Origin of the sequence: Nocardia sp. N2S4-5, from assembly GCF_044628355.1 — a bacterium.
In the GTDB taxonomy this organism is placed as follows: Bacteria; Actinomycetota; Actinomycetes; order Mycobacteriales; family Mycobacteriaceae; genus Nocardia; species Nocardia wallacei_B.
Genome location: NZ_JBIUPM010000001.1, coordinates 4,871,889 through 4,891,313, shown reverse-complemented (window position 1 = coordinate 4,891,313; position 19,425 = coordinate 4,871,889). Strand labels below are relative to the sequence as shown.

21 protein-coding genes are annotated in these 19,425 nt (G+C 69.1%); 10 read left to right on the top strand and 11 right to left on the bottom strand.

Translation table 11 applies throughout. The features are described from left to right. Positions 1-10: 10 nt before the first annotated feature. Both ACFMRZ_RS22370 and sigJ read right to left on the bottom strand, forming a co-directional pair. Positions 11-430: a VOC family protein gene (locus ACFMRZ_RS22370; RefSeq protein ID WP_280271695.1), complete on the bottom strand. Its 420-nt coding sequence runs from the start codon at positions 428-430 to the stop codon at positions 11-13. Between the two features lie 39 nt (positions 431-469). Further along, a complete protein-coding gene (sigJ, locus tag ACFMRZ_RS22365; RefSeq protein WP_400180616.1) occupies positions 470-1,309 on the bottom strand; it encodes an RNA polymerase sigma factor SigJ in 840 nt (279 codons plus the stop codon). A 106-nt stretch (positions 1,310-1,415) separates the two neighbouring features. Between sigJ and ACFMRZ_RS22360 the strand changes: the two genes are divergently transcribed. Then, positions 1,416-1,826 carry a nuclear transport factor 2 family protein gene (locus ACFMRZ_RS22360; RefSeq protein WP_400180615.1) on the top strand — a complete coding sequence of 137 codons (411 nt, stop codon included), beginning with the start codon at positions 1,416-1,418 and terminating at the stop codon, positions 1,824-1,826. Positions 1,827-1,851: 25 nt separating this feature from the next. On the opposite strand, the gene ACFMRZ_RS22355 is transcribed toward ACFMRZ_RS22360, so the two are convergent. After that, a complete protein-coding gene (locus ACFMRZ_RS22355; RefSeq protein ID WP_400180614.1) occupies positions 1,852-2,697 on the bottom strand; it encodes an NAD(P)H-binding protein in 846 nt (281 codons plus the stop codon). A 126-nt stretch (positions 2,698-2,823) separates the two neighbouring features. Here ACFMRZ_RS22355 and ACFMRZ_RS22350 point away from each other — a divergent pair, with 126 nt between their 5' ends. The 6 genes from ACFMRZ_RS22350 to ACFMRZ_RS22325 all read left to right on the top strand — a co-directional run bounded on the left by ACFMRZ_RS22350 (position 2,824) and on the right by ACFMRZ_RS22325 (position 8,112). Next, complete coding sequence (locus tag ACFMRZ_RS22350) at positions 2,824-3,828, top strand: adenylate/guanylate cyclase domain-containing protein (protein WP_400180613.1); 1,005 nt, start codon at positions 2,824-2,826, stop codon at positions 3,826-3,828. Between the two features lie 678 nt (positions 3,829-4,506). Further along, complete coding sequence (locus ACFMRZ_RS22345) at positions 4,507-5,526, top strand: ATP-binding cassette domain-containing protein (RefSeq protein WP_280272407.1); 1,020 nt, start codon at positions 4,507-4,509, stop codon at positions 5,524-5,526. Beyond that, a complete protein-coding gene (locus ACFMRZ_RS22340) occupies positions 5,523-6,371 on the top strand; it encodes an ABC transporter permease (RefSeq protein ID WP_280272408.1) in 849 nt (282 codons plus the stop codon). The genes ACFMRZ_RS22345 and ACFMRZ_RS22340 overlap by 4 nt, the downstream gene beginning before the upstream one ends. Before the next feature lie 62 nt (positions 6,372-6,433). Then, on the top strand, positions 6,434-6,631 hold the full coding sequence (locus ACFMRZ_RS22335) for a hypothetical protein (protein ID WP_280272409.1): 198 nt from the start codon (positions 6,434-6,436) through the stop codon (positions 6,629-6,631). 70 nt (positions 6,632-6,701) lie between these two features. After that, positions 6,702-7,229 (top strand): peptidylprolyl isomerase, encoded by a 528-nt coding sequence (locus ACFMRZ_RS22330; protein WP_400180612.1) that lies wholly within the window; start codon positions 6,702-6,704, stop codon positions 7,227-7,229. A 16-nt stretch (positions 7,230-7,245) separates the two neighbouring features. After that, the gene (locus ACFMRZ_RS22325) at positions 7,246-8,112 is read left to right on the top strand and encodes a rhomboid family intramembrane serine protease (RefSeq protein WP_400180611.1); all 867 of its coding nucleotides are present in this window, start codon (positions 7,246-7,248) and stop codon (positions 8,110-8,112) included. Between the two features lie 17 nt (positions 8,113-8,129). Here the strand turns inward: ACFMRZ_RS22325 and ACFMRZ_RS22320 are convergent, their stop codons facing one another. Next, positions 8,130-8,582: a PH domain-containing protein gene (locus ACFMRZ_RS22320; RefSeq protein ID WP_280272412.1), complete on the bottom strand. Its 453-nt coding sequence runs from the start codon at positions 8,580-8,582 to the stop codon at positions 8,130-8,132. Between the two features lie 74 nt (positions 8,583-8,656). After that, a complete protein-coding gene (gene crgA / locus ACFMRZ_RS22315; protein WP_280272437.1) occupies positions 8,657-8,923 on the bottom strand; it encodes a cell division protein CrgA in 267 nt (88 codons plus the stop codon). Between the two features lie 192 nt (positions 8,924-9,115). Between crgA and ACFMRZ_RS22310 the strand changes: the two genes are divergently transcribed. Genes ACFMRZ_RS22310 through ACFMRZ_RS22300 form a run of 3 tightly spaced genes read left to right on the top strand, consistent with a single transcriptional unit; the run spans position 9,116 to position 10,955 of the window. Next, positions 9,116-9,754: an aminodeoxychorismate/anthranilate synthase component II gene (locus ACFMRZ_RS22310; protein ID WP_280272413.1), complete on the top strand. Its 639-nt coding sequence runs from the start codon at positions 9,116-9,118 to the stop codon at positions 9,752-9,754. Beyond that, entirely contained in the window at positions 9,751-10,473 is a 723-nt protein-coding gene (locus ACFMRZ_RS22305; RefSeq protein WP_400180610.1) for a RibD family protein, read from the top strand. The genes ACFMRZ_RS22310 and ACFMRZ_RS22305 overlap by 4 nt, the downstream gene beginning before the upstream one ends. Next, positions 10,470-10,955 (top strand): deaminase, encoded by a 486-nt coding sequence (locus tag ACFMRZ_RS22300; RefSeq protein WP_280272415.1) that lies wholly within the window; start codon positions 10,470-10,472, stop codon positions 10,953-10,955. The genes ACFMRZ_RS22305 and ACFMRZ_RS22300 overlap by 4 nt, the downstream gene beginning before the upstream one ends. Positions 10,956-10,970: 15 nt before the next feature. On the opposite strand, the gene pknB is transcribed toward ACFMRZ_RS22300, so the two are convergent. The 6 genes from pknB to ACFMRZ_RS22270 all read right to left on the bottom strand — a co-directional run bounded on the left by pknB (position 10,971) and on the right by ACFMRZ_RS22270 (position 19,364). Beyond that, positions 10,971-12,872, bottom strand: coding sequence for a Stk1 family PASTA domain-containing Ser/Thr kinase (gene pknB / locus ACFMRZ_RS22295; RefSeq protein ID WP_400180609.1), 1,902 nt, complete (start codon positions 12,870-12,872; stop codon positions 10,971-10,973). After that, positions 12,869-14,410: a protein kinase gene (locus tag ACFMRZ_RS22290; RefSeq protein WP_280272417.1), complete on the bottom strand. Its 1,542-nt coding sequence runs from the start codon at positions 14,408-14,410 to the stop codon at positions 12,869-12,871. The genes pknB and ACFMRZ_RS22290 overlap by 4 nt, the downstream gene beginning before the upstream one ends. 109 nt (positions 14,411-14,519) lie before the next feature. After that, positions 14,520-15,986 (bottom strand): penicillin-binding protein 2, encoded by a 1,467-nt coding sequence (locus ACFMRZ_RS22285; RefSeq protein ID WP_280367745.1) that lies wholly within the window; start codon positions 15,984-15,986, stop codon positions 14,520-14,522. Continuing rightward, on the bottom strand, positions 15,983-17,452 hold the full coding sequence (locus ACFMRZ_RS22280; RefSeq protein ID WP_400180608.1) for an FtsW/RodA/SpoVE family cell cycle protein: 1,470 nt from the start codon (positions 17,450-17,452) through the stop codon (positions 15,983-15,985). Before ACFMRZ_RS22280 ends, ACFMRZ_RS22285 begins: the two co-directional genes overlap by 4 nt. Then, positions 17,452-18,900 (bottom strand): protein phosphatase 2C domain-containing protein, encoded by a 1,449-nt coding sequence (locus ACFMRZ_RS22275; protein ID WP_280367752.1) that lies wholly within the window; start codon positions 18,898-18,900, stop codon positions 17,452-17,454. Before ACFMRZ_RS22275 ends, ACFMRZ_RS22280 begins: the two co-directional genes overlap by 1 nt. Continuing rightward, positions 18,897-19,364 (bottom strand): FHA domain-containing protein, encoded by a 468-nt coding sequence (locus ACFMRZ_RS22270; RefSeq protein WP_187686012.1) that lies wholly within the window; start codon positions 19,362-19,364, stop codon positions 18,897-18,899. Before ACFMRZ_RS22270 ends, ACFMRZ_RS22275 begins: the two co-directional genes overlap by 4 nt. Positions 19,365-19,425: the final 61 nt, after the last annotated feature.

The window sequence follows — 19,425 nt, the reverse complement described above, 5'->3', positions numbered from 1 at the left end:
GCGCCGAACTCTAGAAGACCGGCCGCGGCACCAGGACGACCCGCCAGCCGTCGGGATCCTCGAAGGTCAGCGCGCCGACTCCGGCCCAGTACGGGTTCTCCGCCTCGACCGGCTCGTGCCCGGCCGCGGCGAGCCGCTCGACCACCTCGTACATCTTCGCGTCGCCGTGGAAGTAGAGGACGAGGAGATTGTCCGTGGTCGGCGCCGGCCCCGGGCTGCCGTCGATGTGCGTGGTGAATTCCAGGTGGTACGCCGTGCCGGGCAGTCCGAGCATCACGCCGTCGTATCCGGCGTGCCCCTCGAATCGGTAGAGCACCGGCAACCCGATGACCTTCGTGTAGAACTCCTCGATCCGGTCGAGCTGGTCGGTGGGCCGGGCCACCCGCACCTGGGCCACCTCGAGACCGGTCGGCCATTCCGTTGTCGTCATGATTAAACGGTACACAATGTACCGATATGCGGCCAGGTGTCAGCGGACGGCGGTCAGCTTGTCGGGGTTGAGCACCAACCGCACCGTCCGGATCCGGTTGTCCGCATCGATGTCCAGGGACAGCACGGCATACGGCTCGGCGCCGGTCCGCAGCACCGCGCCGGGACCGCCGTTGACCTCGGTGAGGTGGCGGTCGAGCGGGTCGGGCCAGGCCCAGGTGACCGAGCACAGGTAACCGGCGACCGCGGTCAGGCCGTGCAGCGGCGTGCGCGGCGTCTCGGACCGGCCGTCGGCGTCCGCGCAGAAGACGACGTCGGGTGCGAGCAGGCGGGTGAGCGCGGTGAGATCGCCGCCGGCCGCGGCGACGAGGAAGCGTTCGGTCAGTTCGCGGTGCGCGTGCGGGCTCGGCCGGTGCCGCGGCCGCCGGGCGTCGACGTGGCGGCGGGCCCGGTAGCCGAGTTGGCGGGTGGCGCGTTCGGTGCGCCCGAGCACCTCGGCGATCTCGGCGTGCTCGAAACCGAACACCTCGTGCAGCACGAAGACGACGCGTTCGGCGGGATCCAGTGCCTCCAGCACGACCAGCAGCGCCATCGATACCGATTCGGCCCGTTCGGCATCCGCGTCGGGGCCGGTGAGCAGCGGCTCGGGCAGCCACGGACCGATGTAGGTCTCCCGCCGCGCCTTCGCCTTCCGCAGCTGGTCGATGGCCAACCGGGAGACCAGCCGGAACAGGTAGGCCCGCGGCTGTGTCACGGTGTCGTGGTCGACGCCGCGCCAGCGCAGCCACGCCTCCTGCACCACGTCCTCGGCCTCGGCGCGGCTGCCCAGCATGCGATAGGCCGCCGCGAACAGTTCCGGCCGGTGCTGTTCGAACTCCACGCTCATACCTCTTCGACGTCGTGGGCCGGTCGTGCGTCACGCGCGTGACGCGAACCGCGTGAGATCCGTCCGATGACTGGAACCCGACCGAGAGGACCAGATTTCCATGACCGTCGACAACGAGCTGTCCCGCGCCGAGGCCAACCGCCGGACCGTGCTGGAGCTGTACCGCCGATTCGACGCCGGTGACCTGGACGGCGCATTCGCGCTGGTGCACGAGGACTTCGTCACGCACAATCCGCGGGTGCCGCACGACCCGGCGGCGAGCACCGGCAAACAGGCCTTCCGAGACTTCTTCGGCACTCCGGCCGGGCGGGCGCTGGCCGCGGCGCGACAGGAGGTGATGCGCGTCGTCGCCGATGACGACCTGGTCGCCGTGCACATCCGGCTCACCGTGGGCGAGGCCGTCAACGCGGTGGTCGACCTGCTGCGGCTGCGCGACGGAGTGATCGTCGAGCACTGGGATGTGGTGCAGCCGGTGCCCGACCGGCTGCCACATCCGCACGGAATGCTCTGAGCGCCAAGGGCTTCCGGTGCGCCCGCTATGCCGGGTACACCTCGGCGGCCCACGCCCCGGCGGCCGCGGTCGCACGGGCGTAGTCCGCGAAGTCCTTGGGTTTGCGGCCCAGGATGCGTTCCACGCCGTCGGTCGTGGCCGAGTTGCGGCCGTCCAGCACGGTGCCGAAGAGGTAGTCGAGGAGGCTGATCTCCTCGGCGGGCACCTCGTAGGTCGCCAGTGCCGCAACGAAATCCGTGCGGCTGATGGGGATGTAGGCGATCTCGCGACCGGACGCCCGGGCGATCTCGCCGACCGCCTCGGCGAAGGTGAGGGCCCGGGGTCCGGTGAGTTCGTACACGGCGCCGATGTGCCGGTCGTCGGTCAGCGCGGCGACCGCGGCCGCCGCGATGTCGTCCGCGTCGATGAACGGTTCGGGCACGTCACCGGCGGGCAGCGCCACCTCGCCCGACTGGACGAAATCGGCGAATCCGCCCTCGCTGAAGTTCTGCGCGAACCAACTGCACCGCAGGACGGTCGTTTCCAGGCCGGAGTCCCGCACGATCTGTTCGCACTCCGCGGCCTCCGGCTCGCCGCGCCCGGACAGCAGCACCAGCCGCCGGACGCCGTTGTCCCGGGCGGCGGCGGTCAGCGCGTTGATCGCCTCGGGGGCGCCGGGCGCGGCGAGATCCGGCTGGTAGGCGATGTAGACGGCCGACACACCGGCGAGCGCGGCGGACCAGGTGGTGCGGTCGTTCCAGTCGAAAGGCGGTTGCGCGGAACGGGATCCGAGCCGTACCGGAATCGAGCGCTCGCGCAGTTGCGCGGCCACCCGGCTGCCGGTCTTGCCGGTGCCGCCGAGAACGAGGACTGTGTTGTTCGAGTTCGTCATGTACCAAGTACATCGCCGATGGCGTGGACGCGACATGGCCGAGAAGCGCGGGAACATTCGCGAGCGTCTGATGTGAGAAATCACTACCCGGCAAACGCGTAGCGGGCCGCACCGTAAGGTCGAGTCATGGCCTCCGCGGAGTTGTCGAAACTGGTGCAGTCGGTCGTGGAGCCGTACCTGCTGGACGGCCCGCGCCGCTATACCCGCGAGGATGTCTCGCGGCAGTCGGGCGTGCCGCCGGAACTGACCCGCAGGCTGTGGATATCGCTCGGCTTCCCGGCCAATCCCGACGACGACGCGATCGAGTACACCGACGCGGATGTCCAGGCGGTCAACAACTTTCAGGGCCTGGCGGCGCTGGCCTCGACCGATCTGCGGCAGCAGTCGGGGGCCGCGCGCACCCTGGGGCAGGCGATGGCGCGGCTGGCCGAATGGCAGGTTGACCTGGTGGCCGAGGAGATCGTGGACCGGATCCGGGCCATCACCGCCGCTGACCCCACCGCGGACGAGGTCACGGTCGCGCAGGAGGCGACCGAGGAGGTCGTGTCGAGCCTGCAGGAATTGCAGGCCTACGCGTGGCGCCGGCACCTGGCGGCCGCCCTCGCCCGCTCGCTCGACGGCGACGGCAGCGGCGGCGACACGCTGCGGGAGGTGGCCGTCGGTTTCGCCGACATGGTCGGTTACACCCGGCTGACCAGGCACCTCGACCCGGACGAGCTGACCCGGCTGCTGGAATCGTTCGAGACGATCACCACCGACGCGATCACCGCGCACGGCGGCTGGGTCATCAAGAACGTGGGCGACGAGGTGATGTTCGCCGCCGAGTCGGCGGTGGTGGCGGCCCGCATCGCGCTGGCCGTCCAGGACGCGACGATGTCCGCCGGAACCACGCCGGAACTGCGGGTCGGTCTGGCCTACGGCGAAGTGCTGCAACGGTTCGGGGATCTGTACGGCTCGGTGGTCAACACCGCGGCCCGGCTGACCGGCGTGGCCCGGCCCGGCACGGTACTCATCGACGACGGCGCCGCCGCGCAGCTGGCCGGGGAGCGGGAATTCGCGCTGCGGCATCTACGCAGTGTGCGAGTGCGTGGCTTCAATCGGCTGCGCTCGCACGTGCTGCGGCGGGCTTGATCCCCAGCGACGTTCGCTGAAAGTGCCCGGGAATTAGGAGCGGGCCTCGGCGAAGGGGGGGAGTTAGCCGAGGCCCGCGTAGGGTCGGCCCGGGGGGAGGGGCCGACCTGAACGATCCTACGCGACGATCCCCGATTGTGTGTGTATGAGGGCTGCCACTTTCGGAAAGTTTTTCGGAGGTACTCGGATGGGGTAGTCCGACGTGGTGTGCGGGGGTCGGCATCGTGGTACCTCGGTGGACTCGAAGCCGTTGGGCGGCAATCGGTTACGTGGCCCTCAAGGCGGCCGTCGAAGCAGCGATCGAGGGGCCCCGAGCGCCCGTTTTCACCCCTCTGTACGTCCGATAAGGGGGCGACGTTCCGGATTGCGTGGATTCGCGGCGTGTCGATTGGGAGACCCACGATCGAGGCGAGTACCGGGAGGCGCTCCGGAACGAGTAGCGCACTACTCGCGATCCGTTCCGCGCGCTGGGCGACGATCGTATCGGCCGCATCCCGCCGGCACCCCCGAGCACCGCCGGATCCCGGGATGCGGCCTCCTGCTGTCCGCGTCGTGCCAGGTAGGGGTTGGTGCGGCGGGGACGGCCTCAATCGAATGAACTTGTCGGTGCCGTGGGCAATACTGGGCAGCAGTGTCGATCAGGTCACTGCACAATCCATTACCAAAGGCAGGAGCATCATGCCCGACGCCATCATCGCCGAGGGTCTGGTCAAGACATATGGGCGGCTGACCGCCCTCGACGGACTCGACCTCACGGTACCCGAGGGTACGGTCACCGCCCTGCTGGGTCCCAACGGCGCCGGCAAGACGACGACCGTCCGGGTACTCACCACCTTGCTCATCCCCGACGCCGGGCGCGCCACCGTGGCCGGTATCGACGTACTGCGCGCGCCGCAGCGGCTGCGTGCGCACATCGGCGCCTCCGGCCAGTACGCGGCGGTCGACGAATACCTCACCGGCTTCGAGAATCTGGAGATGGTCGGGCGGCTGTACCACATGGGCGTGCAGCGCAGTAAGGACCGCGCCCGCGAACTGCTCGAGCGGTTCCGGCTCAGCGACGCCGCCGACCGGCCCGTGAAGGGCTACTCCGGCGGCATGCGCCGCCGCCTCGACCTGGCGGGTGCGCTGGTCGCCAATCCTCCCGTCCTGTTCCTGGACGAGCCGACCACGGGCCTGGACCCGCGGGCCCGTCTCGACCTCTGGGATGTCATCGAGGAACTGGTGGCCGGCGGCACCACGCTGCTGCTGACCACGCAGTACATGGAGGAGGCCGACCGATTGGCCGATGCCATCGCGGTCATCGACCGCGGCAAGGTCATCGCCCGCGGCACCGCCGACGAACTCAAGACCATGGTCGGCGGCGACCGCATCGAACTGACCGTCGACCACGCCGACAGCCTCGCGGTCGCACAACAGGCCCTGTCCGCGCTCGCGGTCGGGGAGATCCATCTCGAGCCCGGGCTACGACGCATCACGGTGCCCGTCAGCGAGGGATCGCAGGCCCTGGTCGATGCCATCGGGCGGCTGGCCGAGCACAAGGTCCAGATTCACGACGTCGGGCTGCGGCGCCCCTCGCTCGACGATGTGTTCCTCACTCTCACCGGCCACGAGGCGGAAGAAATGATCAGCGAGAACGGCCACGCCGACGGTAAGGGCGCCGCCGAGCGAGTCGACGCGACGAAGGGACAGCAGAGATGAGCACGGCCGTAGCCATCGCCGATCAGCCGACGTTCGGCACACGCATGTCGATGGTGGTCAGCGACAGCCTGACGATCACCAAGCGCAATGTCATCAAGATCAGGCGAGTACCCGACGTCCTGATCTTCTCGACGCTGTCGCCGATCATGTTCGTGCTGCTGTTCGCCTACATCTTCGGCACGGCGATCGAGGTGCCGGGGTTGTCGGGCGGGTACCGGGAGTTCCTGATCGCGGGCATCTTCGCGCAGACCTCGGTCTTCGGCGCGACGTTCACCGGCCTGAGCCTGGCCGAGGATATGCAGAAGGGGATCATCGACCGGTTCCGGTCGCTGCCGATGGCCTCGGTGGCCGTGCTGATCGGCCGCACCGCCGCCGATGTCGTGATCAATGTGGTGAGCCTGGTCGTGATGTCGCTGACCGGCCTCATCGTCGGCTGGCGGATCCGCGGGTCGCTGCTGGACGCGGTCCTGGCCTATGTGCTGCTGTTGCTGTTCGCCTATGCGATCTCGTGGATCATGGCCGTGGTCGGCCTGATCGTGCGGGCGCCCGAGGTGTTCAACAACGCCAGCTTCATGGTCATCTTCCCGCTGACGTTCCTCGCCAATACCTTTGTGCCGCTGGACAAGTTGCCCGGGCCGTTGCAGGTGTTCGCCGAGTGGAATCCCGTGTCTGCGGTCACCCAGGCCACCCGCGAGCTGTTCGGCAACACCAGCCCGGCGGTTCCGACGCCGGACGCCTGGCCGATGCAGCATCCGGTGCTGACCACGCTGATCTGGGTGGTGGCCATCCTGGTGGTGTTCGTGCCGCTGGCGGTGCGGCAGTTCAAGCGCTCGGTCAGCCGCTGAGTTGCCGGCCACTGTGACCAGCCTTTCCTGCGCGAAGCGGGTGGCTGTGCCACAGTGGTCGCATGCAGTTGGGGAGCTCTGGGAAGTCCGGTCGGTTGCGCAACCGGCTCATCGTCGCCGCCCTCGTCGGATTCGCGGGCAGTGCCGCCTGGCTGGCGGCGCGCCGCCGTCCGCAGCTGCCCGCACCCGCCGCCGAGCCGCCGCGCCTGGGCTACTCCACCAACGGATCCGCGCCGGAGGAAGCGGCGCGCTTGCCGTAGCCGGCTCCGGCACGGCCCGAAGGCAGTGGGATACAACTCGATTCGCCGCGTACATGGCACGATGTTCGGCGTGACCTCACCGAATCAGACCGCCGTGGCCACGCTGCACACCAATCACGGCGACATCAAGATCTCGCTCTTCGGTAACCATGCCCCGAAAACGGTGCGCAACTTCGTCGGCCTCGCCGACGGCTCGGCGCCGTACACGACGGAGAACGCCGCGGGCGGCAAGTCCGGGCCGTTCTACGACGGCAGCACCTTCCACCGCGTGATCGATGGCTTCATGATTCAGGGCGGCGACCCGGCCGGCACCGGCCGCGGTGGGCCGGGGTACGAATTCGGCGACGAATTCCATCCCGAGCTGCGTTTCGATCGCCCGTATCTGCTGGCGATGGCCAACGCCGGGCCGGGCACCAACGGTTCGCAGTTCTTCATCACGCTCGGCCCGCAGCCGCATCTCAACCGCCGCCACACCATTTTCGGTGAGGTGGTGGACCCGGATTCGCGCAAGGTGGTCGACACCATCGGCGCCACGGCGACCGACCGCAACGACCGCCCCAAGGATCCGGTGGTCGTCTCCTCCATCACCATCGACTGAATCTCGACGGAGTTTCGTGAATCCCCAACCGCCCGCACCGACCTGCTACCGCCATCCCGATCGCGCCACCGGCCTGGCCTGCACCCGGTGCGGCCGGTCGGCCTGCCCGGAATGCCTGCGCCCGGCCTCGGTCGGCCAGCACTGCGTGGACTGCCTGCGGCAGGGACAGGCGGACCTGCGCCCGGTGCGCACCGTGGCGGGCGCGCCCGCGACGCAACGGGCGGTCCCGTACGTGACCTACCTGCTGATCGCCTTGAATGTCGCGATCTTCGCGATCACCGCGGCGCAGGCGAACAACGTCGCGGACAACCAGCGCTCGCAGTTGTTCTTCGACTGGGTGCTGGCGCCGCCGGCGGTGGCCGACGGGCAGTGGGTGCGGGTGCTCGGGTCCGGATTCCTCCACTACGGCCCGATTCACCTGCTGGTCAACATGTTCGCGCTGTACATCCTGGGTCGCGACTGTGAAATGGTGCTCGGCCGCCTGCGGTTCGTCACGGTCTACCTGGCGTCGCTGCTGGGTGGTTCGGCGGCGGTCATGTGGCTGGCCCAGGACACCTCGACGGCCGGGGCCTCCGGAGCGATCTACGGCCTGTTCGGCGCGATGACCGTGATCCTGCTGCGGCTGCGGCAGAGTCCGGTGCAGATGCTGGTACTGATCGCGGTCAACGTGCTGATCAGCGTGTCGCTGCCGGGCATCTCGCTGTGGGGGCACCTCGGCGGCCTCGCCGCGGGCACCCTGGCCACGGGCGGCATTCTGTTCCTGCCGCAATGGCTGCGCGCCAAGACCCCGCAGGCCGCCCGCGCCGTCGGCTGGACGGCGTCGGCCGGTGTCGCGGTGATCGCGCTGCTGCTCATCGTCGCCGCGGCGGCGGAGCTGGCCTGAGTCGTTCGCCGCGTGCGTTATTCGCCGCGGGTCAGGCCGTGCACGATCATCGCGTCCAGCACGTCCTGGGGGTGAGTGCCCAGATCCCAGCGGCCGAAGATCAGCAACCGGTCGTGCCCGTCCTGCTGGACGTCGAGTTCCAGATTGGGCACTTTGCGGCCGAGCCGCCGGAAGCCCACCACCCGGGCCCGCAGGATCCGCTCCGGCGGATACACGACCGGTCCGAGCAGCCCGCGGACGATCAGCGCGGGCGGGGTTCCGGGGACGACGGTCAGCCGCGGCCGCTGGCGCAATCCCAGTGCGGTCAGCCCGAGCAACAGCACCGCGGCGATCCCGACAAGCAACCGGCTCGGCGCGTCACCGGTCAGGACGGCGGCGGCGATGAGCGCCACTCCGCCGAGCGCTGTCACCGCGAGCGCGGCCGGGGGAGTGGACCAGGTGAGACGGGACGTCGAGTCGGATGCGGTCACGGTCCCCAATCGCTCCTCGAGTTGTCCACAGATCTATCCACAAGTGTGCATGAACTACATCGGTGTAGTGCTGGTCAGCGCCACCGCATCGTCATGATCAGGCCGATCACCATGAGGCCGAAGCCGATCAGGAAGTTCCATGCGTTGAGGTTGGCCATCCACTCGATCTTGTCGTTGGCCAGGTAATACACCAGCAGCCACACCAACCCGGCCAGCATGAAACCGAGCATGATGGAGACGTACCAGACCGGTGACGGGCCGCCCTTCACCTTCACCGGAGTACGGCTGGCGGGGTTGATCGTGTAATCGGTCTTCTTGCGGCGGACCTTCGACTTGGGCATGACGTCCTCGTATTCGGCGTACAGGTCGTACCGGCGGGGTAGGCAGCCGAGCATGTCGGCTACGCCGCGCACGCCCCGCCGGTCTGGGTAAAGGCTATCCCAGCTGGGTATACCCGGGCGTTCCGGACTGTTGTCGGCGCACCGCCCGGGTATTCCCGCGACGCCGATCGGGCGGCCACGTACCCTCGAACCATGCGCGTACTGGTCGTCGACAATTACGACAGCTTCGTCTTCAACCTGGTCCAATACCTGGGCCAGCTGGGCGCCGAGGCGACGGTCTGGCGCAACGACGACCCGCAACTGGATGACACCGACGAGGTTGTCACCCGCTTCGACGGGGTGCTGATCAGTCCCGGCCCCGGCACTCCCGACCGGGCCGGGAAGAGTATCGATCTGGTGCACGCGTGCGTCGCGCATCGGGTTCCGCTGCTGGGCGTCTGTCTCGGGCACCAGGCCATCGGCGCCGCGTTCGGCGCGACCGTGACCCGGGCGCCGGAACTGCTGCACGGCAAGACCAGTGCGGTATTCCACATCGGCGCGGGCGTGCTGGCCGGACTGCCGGACCCGTTCACCGCGACCCGGTACCACTCGCTGACCGTTCTCGAGGAGACGCTGCCCGCCGATATCGAGGTCCTCGGCCGCACCGAGAGCGGCATCGTCATGGCGATGCGGCACCGCACCCTGCCGGTCCACGGCGTGCAGTTCCACCCGGAGTCGGTGCTCACCCAGGGCGGGCACCGGATGCTGGCGAACTGGCTGGAAGTCTGCGGCGAGCGCCCGGCGGAGCACCTGGTCGAGCAGTTGGAGGCGGAGGTCGCGGCGCTGGTATGAGCGCCAGGCCGTATGTGCTGCTGTCGGTGGCCGTGAGTATCGATGGCTACCTCGACGACGCGGGCCCCGAGCGGCTGCTGCTGTCCAACCCCGAGGATTTCGATCGGGTCGACGCCGTGCGCGCCGACTGCGACGCGATCCTGGTCGGCGCCGAAACCCTGCGCCGGGACGACCCGCGGCTGCTGGTCCGCAGTGATACTCGCCGTGCCCATCGCATCGCGGCGGGGAAACCGGAGTGCCCGATGAAGATCGCCGTCACCGCGGGCGGCGAACTGGATCCGAGCCTGCGCTTCTTCCACACCGGAGGCGTCAAGCTGGTCTACACCACCGACCGCGGCGCCGCGCGGAGCGCCGGACGGCTCGCCGGCCTGGCCGAGGTCGTATCCCTCGGTGGCGGTATCGATTTCGGCGCACTGCTCGACGACCTGGGCAGGCGCGGCGTGGGGCGATTGATGGTGGAGGGCGGCGGCCGGATCCACACCGCCTTCCTGGCCGGTGATCTCGCCGACGAACTGCTGATGGCCGTGGCGCCGGTGCTGGTGGGCGATTCCCGAGCGCCGCGATTTCTGCGTCCGGCCGACTTCCCCGGCGGACCGCGGCGCAGAATGGAATTGGCGGACGTCGGCCGCGTGGGTGATGTCGCGCTGCTGCGCTATCTGCCGAGATACGCCGAGCCCCGAACCGACGGAGAGCCGCACGACATGGAAACACCACAGTGACATCGCATTTCGCGGAGCCGGGCACGGAAGGCCGTAAGTCCCACCGGTTCTGGATGCATCACGCGATCGGCCTGGCCCGGCTCTGCCCGCCCAGTTCGACCGCCTTCTCGGTCGGGGCGGTGGTGGTCGACGCCGGGGGAGTCGAACTGGCGCACGGCTATTCGCGCGAAACCGACGCCAAGGTGCATGCCGAGGAGTCCGCGCTGAACAAGCTCGGCGACGACTCCCGCCTGACCCGGGCCACCCTCTACAGCACCCTGGAGCCGTGCTCGCGGCGCGCGTCCCCCGACCGCGCGCCGTGCACCGACCGCATCCTGGCGGCGGGTCTCGCGCGGGTCGTCATCGCCTGGCGCGAACCCGCCACGTTCGTCGACAACTGCGTGGGCGTGGAAAAACTCCGCGACCAGGGCATCGAGGTGATCGAACTCCCCGACCTGGCCGCCGAGGCCATGTCGATGAACCGCCACCTCGACCTCACCTGATCGGCCGCCGGGAGATCACGGTGGCGCGATCACACCCGTCGCGATCGTGATGGTGGCGTTCTTGGGGATCGAGGAACCGGGCGCGGGTTGCTGACTGAGGATGTGGCCGATGCTCGGCGGATCGAAGGTGCCCTGGGTGGTCTGGTTGATCTGGCCGACGCCGCCGGTCCAGCCGGCCGTGCGCAGCCTGTCCACCGCCTGCGAGGGCGTGAGGCCAACGAGGGGCGGCATCGTGATCTGATCGCTGGAGACCTGCACCGTGATGGTGGAACCCTTGTCCGCCGAGGTGTTTCCGGCGGGGTCGGTGGAGAGCACCTCGCCGCTGGGACGCGAGGACGGCACCTTCTGAACGACCACCTTGAAACCACCGGGGTTCTCGAGGTTCGCCTGCGCCACATCGATCTGCTGGCCGACCACATCGGGCACGCGTACCTGCTCGGGCCCCTTGCCCAGGGTGATCGTGACCAGACCCTCGGCCTCGGCCCTGGCGTCGGCCTGCGGGCTCTGCCTGATCACCTTGTCCTTGTCCTCGGGACTCGACCAGTCCCGCTGGATATCCGGATTCAGCCGCAGATTGCCGGACGAGAGCAGCTGCTCGGCCTCCTGCTGGGTGCGTTTCGCCAGGTTCGGTACCGGAATGATCTCCGGACCGGTCGAGACCTGCACCGTCACGGTGCTGCCCTTCGGCGCCCGGGAACCGCCGAGCGGCTGGGTCGAGATGACATTGCCGACAGCGACCTTGCCGTTGGGTTTCGGCTGCGTGTTGACCGAGAATCCGGCCCGCTGCAACTCGTCCTGCGCCACCTGCGCCGGCTTGTTCGCCAGATCGGGGATGGCCACCTGGTCCGGCTTGCTGCCGGGACCGATCAGGAACCAGAACAACGCGAACAGGGCCGCGATACCGGCCAGCACCGCACCCGCGATCATCGCGGTGCGGCGCGGGTCGCGGGGCTCGTCGTATTCGGGTTCGTCGACATCCTCGCGTTCGACGGTGCGGTAGCCGCGCGCCGACGCGTCCATGCTGCCGAGGATGGTGGTGCGGTCCTCGTCGGTCATCACCATCGGGGCGTGCGGTTTCTGGCCGCCCAGCACCCGGATCAGGTCGGCGCGCATCTCCGCGGCGGTCTGATAGCGGTTGGCCGGATTCTTGGCCATCGCCTTCAGCACGACCGAATCCAGCTCGCGCGGCACCCCGGTATGCACCAGGGACGGCAGCCGCGGGTCCTCGCGCACGTGCTGATAGGCGACCGCGACCGGCGAGTCGCCGGTGAAAGGCGGTTCCCCGGTGAGGATTTCGTAGAGCACGCAGCCGACGGAGTAGACATCGGAGCGGGCGTCGACCTGCTCGCCGCGGGCCTGCTCGGGCGAAAGATATTGCGCTGTACCGATCACCGCGGCGGTCTGCGTCATCGGGTTGGAGCTGTCGGCGATCGCGCGCGCGATGCCGAAGTCCATGACCTTCACCGCGCCCTGCCGGTTGATCATGATGTTGGCCGGCTTCATGTCGCGGTGCACGATGCCGTTCTTGTGGCTGAAATCCAGTGCGGCACAGACGTCGGCGATGACTTCCATCGCGCGCCGCGGCGGCAGCGGGCCCTTGCCGCGCACGATATCGCGCAGCGTGTCGCCGTCGACGTACTCCATCACGATGTAGGGCAGCGGCCCGCCGTCGACCTCGGCCTCGCCGGTGTCGTAGACCGCGACGATGGCCGGATGGTTCAGCGCGGCCGCGTTCTGCGCCTCGCGCTTGAATCGGAGATAGAAGGTGGGGTCGCGGGCCAGGTCCGCGCGCAGCACCTTGATCGCGACATCGCGCCCCAGGCGATTGTCGCGGGCCTTGTGTACCTCCGACATTCCGCCGAACCCGATGATCTCGCCCAGCTCGTAGCGCTCGGAGAGATTCTTCGGGGTCGTCATGGCAGTCCTTGCGGTGCGGTGGCCGGGGAACTACTGCTGTCGTCGGTCTGGTTCTCGGTGGTGCCGCGGGGTTCGCGCCCGGTGGTGCCGTGCGTGCCGTTCCTGCCGTAATTGCCATCGACACCCGGAATATTCGGCAATGGTATTTCGAATGTGGTCCGGGGTACGCGACCCGTGGTCGTCGGCGCGGTGGTCGTCGGCCGCTGCTGGGTGGAGCTGGGCGGCTGGGTGGTCGTGGTCGTCGGCGGTGGCGTCGTGGTGGGCGGCTCGGTCGTGGTGGTGACCGGCGGCGGCTGGTAATAGGTGGTCGTCGGCGCCTCGGTGGTGGTCGTCGGCACCGGTGGCGGCGGTGCGACGACCGATGTCGGCGACTTCGGCGTCACCGACGATTCCGGCGGCTTGCCGCTGAGCAGGACCCACGCGGCGATGCCGCCGATCAGCAGCGCGCCGACACCCAGACCGGCGAGGGCCTTCTGTCCGTTGCTGAACCGCGACCCGTCCTCGTCGCCCGGCGGAACCGTGCCGGTCCGTCCGGCCATGACCGCGGTGCCGGGCGGTTGTGCTTGCGCCCGACCGGAATTCGCGTAGCGGACGGTGGCGTCGTCGTAGTCGCCGCGCGGCAGCACCGTGGTCGGGCCGGGCGGCAGCACGCGCGCCGCGCCGGACTGCGGCGTGGCGAGCCCGGCGGTGCGCGGCGGCGGGGGACGGCGGCCGGACCGGACCGCGGCCACGGCGTCGGCGAACTCGCCGCCGCTGCTGTACCGCCGATTCGGCTCCTTGGCCATGGTGATCTCGATGAGTTCGCGCACGTTCGGCGGCAGATCCGCGGGCATCGGCGGCGGTGACTCGCGCACGTGCTTCATCGCGACGGTGAGCGCGCCGTCGCCGGTGAACGGCCGCTGGCCCGACAGCGCCTCGTACCCGACCACGCCGAGCGAGTACACGTCGCTGGCCGAGGTGGCGTCCTCGCCGGTAGCTTGCTCGGGCGCGATGTACTGGGCGGTGCCCATCACCATGCCGGTCTTGGTGACCGGCGAGGCGTCGACCGCCTTGGCGATGCCGAAGTCGGTGATCTTCACCTGACCGGTCGGCGTGACCAGGATGTTGCCGGGTTTGACGTCGCGGTGCACGACGCCGGCGGCGTGTGCCACCTCCAGCGCGCGGCCGGTCTGCTCCAGCATGTCCAGGCCCTGCGCCACCGACAGCCGGTTGAGCCGGTTCAGCACGGCGTTGAGCGGTTCGCCCTGCACGAGTTCCATGACCAGATAGGCGGTTTCGCCGCCCTGCGGGTCGAAGGTCTCGCCGTAGTCGTAGATGCCGGCGATGCCCGGATGGTTCAGTTGCGCGGTGGTCTTCGCCTCCGTGCGGAACCGGTGCCGGAAGGTCGGATCCGCGGAGAACTCCGCCTTGAGCACCTTCACCGCGACGCGCCGGTCCAGCCTGGTGTCCAGGGCCTCCCACACCTGTCCCATGCCACCGGTGGCGATCAGCCGTTGCAGTCGGTAGCGGTCCGCGATCATCGCACCGTTGTTCAGCATTGCAGCCCCCGTAGGCTCCGTCTAATTGCGCCTGACCAGGGGCCCTGCGTGGTGACGCAGGCCGCTGCCGGGCCTCGATTGTTCAGGCGTGAAAGCACGTTCATGTGGGTCAGCCCCCCTGCAGTCCGGCGTCGAGTACCGCACGGGCCACGGGTGCGGCGACCGATCCGCCGGTGGCCGCGAGCGCGCGATCGCCGCCGTTCTCCACGATGACCGCGATCGCGATCTTCGGGTTCTGGGCCGGCGCGAAGGCCGTGTACCAGGCGTGCGGCGGGGTGCTGCGCGGGTTGCTGCCGTGTTCGGCGGTGCCGGTCTTGGACGCGATCTGATAGGGGCGTGACTGGTTCCCTCCGGCCGTGTTCTTCTCCGAGGCGATCATCAGATTGGTCAGCTCGGTCGCGACCGGTGCGCTGATCGCCTGCCCGACCGAGACCGGCTTGGTCTTGGACAGCTCGCTGAGATCCGGGCCCTGCAGCTGATCGACCAGGTGCGGTTCCATCCGTACCCCGCCGTTGGCGACGGTCGCCGCGATCACCGCGTCGTCCAGCGGAGTGAGGGCCACGTCGCGCTGCCCGATGCTGCTCTGCGCCAGCGACGGATTGTCCGGGATGGCGCCGACGGTGCTGTCGGCCCACTGGATCGGGATGCCCGCGTGCGGCCCGATGCCGAACGCGGCCGCCTCGTCCTTCAGCTTCGCCGCGCCGACCTTCATGCCGATCTCGGCGAACGCGGTGTTGCAGGACAGCCGGAACGCGTCGTACAGCGAGGCCGTGGCGCCGCCGCCGCAGGTGGAACCGTTGTAGTTCTCCAGCGTGGTGCTGGTGCCCGGCAGCGTGATGTTCGGCGCCGCGGTGAACTGGTCCTCGGGCTTGATCCCCATCGACAGCGCGGCCGCGGTCGTCACGATCTTGAACGTCGATCCGGGCGGATAGGTCTGCGAGACAGCGCGATTGAGCATCGGCTGATCCTCGTCGGAGGACAGCGCCTCCCACGTCTGGGTGCTCTTGGCGCCGTCGTGGCCGGACAGCTGGTTGGGGTCGTAACTCGGGGTGGACACCATGGTCAGGATGCGCCCGGTGCTGGGCTCGATCGCCACCACCGATCCCGTGTAGCCCTTGCTGGTCAGCTGCTCGTAGGCGACCTGCTGCATCGCCGGGTTGATGGTGGTGACCACGTTGCCGCCGCGCGGGTCGCGGCCGGAGATCATGTCGACCAGCCGACGCCCGAACAGCGCGCTGTCGGAGCCGTTGAGCACCGAGTCCTCGGCGCGTTCGAGTCCGGTGCTGCCGTACTGCATCGAATAGAAGCCGGTGACCGGGGCGTAGGCGGCCGGATCGGTGGGGTAGGTGCGCAGGTACTTGTAGCGGTCGTCGGTCGCGATCGAGCTGGCCAGCACGGCGCCCGCGCCGGAGATCTGGCCGCGCTGGCGGGAGTACTCGTCCAGCAGCACCCGCGAGTTGCGCGGATCGTTGCGCAGGCTGTCGGCCTTGATCACCTGCACATAGGTGGCGTTGGCCAGCAGCGCGACGATCATGACCATCACGGCGATGGCGACGCGGCGCAGGGGGGTGTTCACACCGCTTCTCCTCTCGACCGGATGAGTTCCGTCTGCGCGTCGGCGATCGGCGCCGGTTGATCCTTCCGGCGGGCGGGGGCCGGGGCCCGGGCGGCGTCGGAGATCTTCACCAGCAGCGCGACCAGCGCGTAGTTGGCCAGCAGCGAGGATCCGCCGTAGGAGACGAACGGGGTGGTGAGACCGGTCAGCGGGATGAGCTTGGTGACACCGCCGACGACGACGAAGACCTGCACCGCGATGGTGAACGCCAGCCCCGCGGCCAGCAGCTTGCCGAAGCTGTCGCGCACCGCCAGCGCCGTGCGCAGGCCGCGGACCACGAAGATCGCGAACAGCATCAGCACGGCGGCCAGCCCGATGAGGCCCAGCTCCTCGCCGATGGTCGCGACGACGAAGTCGGTCTTGGCGAACGGCACCTGCGAGGGCCGTCCGCTGCCCAGCCCGGTCCCCGCGAGCCCGCCCGTGGCCAGGCCGAACAGCGACTGCGAGATCTGATAACCGGTGTTGTTGTAGTCGGCGAACGGATGCAGCCAGGTCGCGACGCGCACCCGCACGTGCCCGAAGGCGTTGTAGGCGATGAAGAATCCGAGCGCGAGCAGCAGGCTGCCGACGATCACCCAGCCCACCCGCTCGGTGGCGATGTACAGCAGCGCCAGGACCGTCGCGAAGATCAGCAGCGAGGTGCCCAGGTCCTTCTCGAACACGAGCACCAGCAGGCACACCAGCCAGACCGCGAGGATGGGCCCGAGGTCGCGCCCGCGCGGCAGTTCCATCCCGAGGAAGCGGCGGCCCGCGGCGGTGAACAGTTCGCGCTTGGCGACCAGCACCGAGGCGAAGAAGATGATCAGCAGGATCTTCGCGAATTCGCCCGGCTGCATGCTGAATCCGGGCAGCCGGATCCAGATCTTGGCGCCGTTGGTCTCCGACAACGCGCTGGGCAGCAGCGCCGGAATGACGAGCGCGACCAATCCGAGCAGGCCCAGGGTGTAGCTGTAGCGCGCGAGAGTGCGGTAGTCGCGCAGCAGTATCAGCAGTCCGACGAACAGCGCGATGCCGAACGCCGTCCACAACACCTGCTGGTTGGCGTCGGGCGAGGGCATCGGCCAGGAGTTGTAGGCGGCGGTCTGCTCGTCGGCGAGATCCAGGCGATGGATCAGCACCAGCCCGACGCCGTTGAGCAGCGCCACGATCGGCAGCAGCAGCGGATCGGCGAACGGCGCGAACCGTCGCACGGCCAGATGCGCCACACCGAACAGCGCGAAGTAGGCCAGGCCGAGCTTGGCCAGATCCCAGGTGACTTCCTGATCCTGGCTGGCCTCCACCAGCACCAGCGCCACGGTGGTGATCACCACCGCGCCCGCCAGCAGCAACGCCTCGACGTTACGCCGCGTCGTCGGTGGTGGCGCGGGAGCGAAGCCGCCCGGTGGGCTGGGGAAAGCCCCAGCCGACGGCGGTGCCGGTGCGGACATCAGTCCGCCTTCCTGCAGTTCTCCCCCGGAGTCTGCGGGGCCGGCGCGGAGGCGGTCGGCGGGACCGGCTGTTGAGCGGGAGCGTTGGTGGGTCCCGGCTCGACCGGGGTCGGCGTCGGGGTGGCGCCGTTCTCGCCCGGCGCGGGCGCCGGAACGGGCGTGGGCACGGGCACCGGCGTCTTGACGCAGGCCGGGAGCAGTTCCGCGGTGGTGAGCTTCTCGAGCTGGCGCTGGGCATCGGCGAAGGTGCCCGGCTGCAGGCCGTTGTTCACGACCTTGTCGCGGCCGGTCTGCTTGAGGTCGGCGACCTGCAGCTGCTTGCAGCCGGAGGGGAAGTTGTTGCCGGGACGCAGCAGGCTGAGCCGGCCGTCCCGGTCGATGCAGGCGAGCTGGTCCACATCACGGATCGAGTAACCCAGCACCGAGCCGGGGAGCCCGCGCATGATCACCACGCTGCCGGCGTCGGTGCCGACGTAGTAATTGCTGCGAATCATCTTGTAGCCCACCACGAGACCGATCACCACGGCGAGGAGCAATGCCAGCGACAACACGATCCAGCGCAGCTTGTGGCTCTTGCGCGGCGCGGGCGGCTCGGCGGCCACGGGGGCGCGGCGGGGCGCGGCGCGCGGCGGGCGCATCGCCGCGGCGCGTCCGGCGGCGGTGTTCGGGGGCGGGACGTCCTCGTCCTCGCCGGAGGCGGCGCCGGCCACGATCGGATGACTCTGGCCGTAGTCCAAGTCGATGACATCGGCGACCACAACGGTGACGTTGTCCGGTCCGCCGCTGCGCAGCGCCAGCTCGATGAGCCGGTCGGCCGCCTCGTCGGTGTTGCCCTCGCGCAGCGTGTTGGCCATCGTCTCGTCGCTGACCACATCCGACAGGCCGTCCGAGCACAGCAGGTAGCGGTCGCCGGCGCGGGCCTCCCGCATCGTCAGCGTGGGCTCGATCTCGTTGCCCGTGAGCGCGCGCATGATCAGCGACCGCTGCGGATGGGTGTGCGCCTGCTCCGGCGTGATGCGGCCCTCGTCGACCAGCGACTGCACGAAGGTGTCGTCGCGGGTGATCTGGGCGAGTTCGCCGCCGCGCAGCATGTAGGCGCGGGAGTCGCCGATGTGGGCCAGGCCGAGTTTCTTGCCCGCGAACAGGATTGCGGTGAGCGTGGTGCCCATGCCGTCCAGTTCGGGTTCTTCCTCGACCTGATCGGCGATGGCGGCGTTGCCCTCGCGCACCGCGCGGTCGAGCTTGCCGAGTAGGTCGTCACCGGGTTCGTCGTCGTCCAGGTGGGCCAGCGCGGCGATCATCAACTGGGAGGCGACCTCGCCCGCGGCGTGCCCACCCATGCCGTCGGCCAATGCGAGCAGGCGCGCGCCGGCGTAGACGGAATCTTCGTTGTTGGCCCTGACGAGACCACGGTCGCTGCGCGCTGCGTAGCGGAGAACAAGAGTCACGATCGCAGCTCGATCACTGTCTTACCGACACGGACAGGGGTACCGAGTGGAACTCGGACCGGGGTGGTGACCTTCGCTCGATCGAGGTAGGTCCCGTTGGTTGAGCCTAGGTCTTCGACGTACCAGTCGTCGCCGCGCGGCGAGAGTCGCGCATGCCTGGTCGACGCGTAGTCGTCGGTCAGCACGAGTGTGGAGTCGTCGGCACGCCCGATCAGCACCGGTTGGGTGCCTAGCGTGATACGCGTGCCTGCGAGTGAACCCTGAGTCACCACGAGATGTCTGGCGCCCTTCTGGCCGCGACTGAAGGATGGCAGCACCGCGGAACCGCGTGCGGCCCGGGGCTGGATCCGGATGCCGGATGCCGCATAGATATCGCTGCGCAGGGTGCGGAGCACCGCCCAGACGAACAACCACAACAGCAGCAGGAACCCCGCACGGGTCAATTGCAGGATCAGTCCCTGCACGGCGTTCCACCTCCTGTTCGACCGGTGCCGTTGGTACGGTTCGACCCCCAACCGGCGTGCT

What these genes read in the sequence shown, in the direction of transcription:
- ACFMRZ_RS22370 (WP_280271695.1), bottom strand. Translation starts at nt 430, where the DNA reads ATGACGACAACGGAATGGCCGACCGGTCTCGAGGTGGCCCAGGTGCGG.
- ACFMRZ_RS22360 (WP_400180615.1), top strand. Translation starts at nt 1,416, where the DNA reads ATGACCGTCGACAACGAGCTGTCCCGCGCCGAGGCCAACCGCCGGACC.
- ACFMRZ_RS22355 (WP_400180614.1), bottom strand. Translation starts at nt 2,697, where the DNA reads ATGACGAACTCGAACAACACAGTCCTCGTTCTCGGCGGCACCGGCAAG.
- ACFMRZ_RS22350 (WP_400180613.1), top strand. Translation starts at nt 2,824, where the DNA reads ATGGCCTCCGCGGAGTTGTCGAAACTGGTGCAGTCGGTCGTGGAGCCG.
- ACFMRZ_RS22345 (WP_280272407.1), top strand. Translation starts at nt 4,507, where the DNA reads ATGCCCGACGCCATCATCGCCGAGGGTCTGGTCAAGACATATGGGCGG.
- ACFMRZ_RS22340 (WP_280272408.1), top strand. Translation starts at nt 5,523, where the DNA reads ATGAGCACGGCCGTAGCCATCGCCGATCAGCCGACGTTCGGCACACGC.
- ACFMRZ_RS22335 (WP_280272409.1), top strand. Translation starts at nt 6,434, where the DNA reads ATGCAGTTGGGGAGCTCTGGGAAGTCCGGTCGGTTGCGCAACCGGCTC.
- crgA (WP_280272437.1), bottom strand. Translation starts at nt 8,923, where the DNA reads ATGCCCAAGTCGAAGGTCCGCCGCAAGAAGACCGATTACACGATCAAC.
- ACFMRZ_RS22310 (WP_280272413.1), top strand. Translation starts at nt 9,116, where the DNA reads ATGCGCGTACTGGTCGTCGACAATTACGACAGCTTCGTCTTCAACCTG.
- ACFMRZ_RS22305 (WP_400180610.1), top strand. Translation starts at nt 9,751, where the DNA reads ATGAGCGCCAGGCCGTATGTGCTGCTGTCGGTGGCCGTGAGTATCGAT.
- pknB (WP_400180609.1), bottom strand. Translation starts at nt 12,872, where the DNA reads ATGACGACCCCGAAGAATCTCTCCGAGCGCTACGAGCTGGGCGAGATC.
- ACFMRZ_RS22290 (WP_280272417.1), bottom strand. Translation starts at nt 14,410, where the DNA reads ATGCTGAACAACGGTGCGATGATCGCGGACCGCTACCGACTGCAACGG.
- ACFMRZ_RS22280 (WP_400180608.1), bottom strand. Translation starts at nt 17,452, where the DNA reads ATGTCCGCACCGGCACCGCCGTCGGCTGGGGCTTTCCCCAGCCCACCG.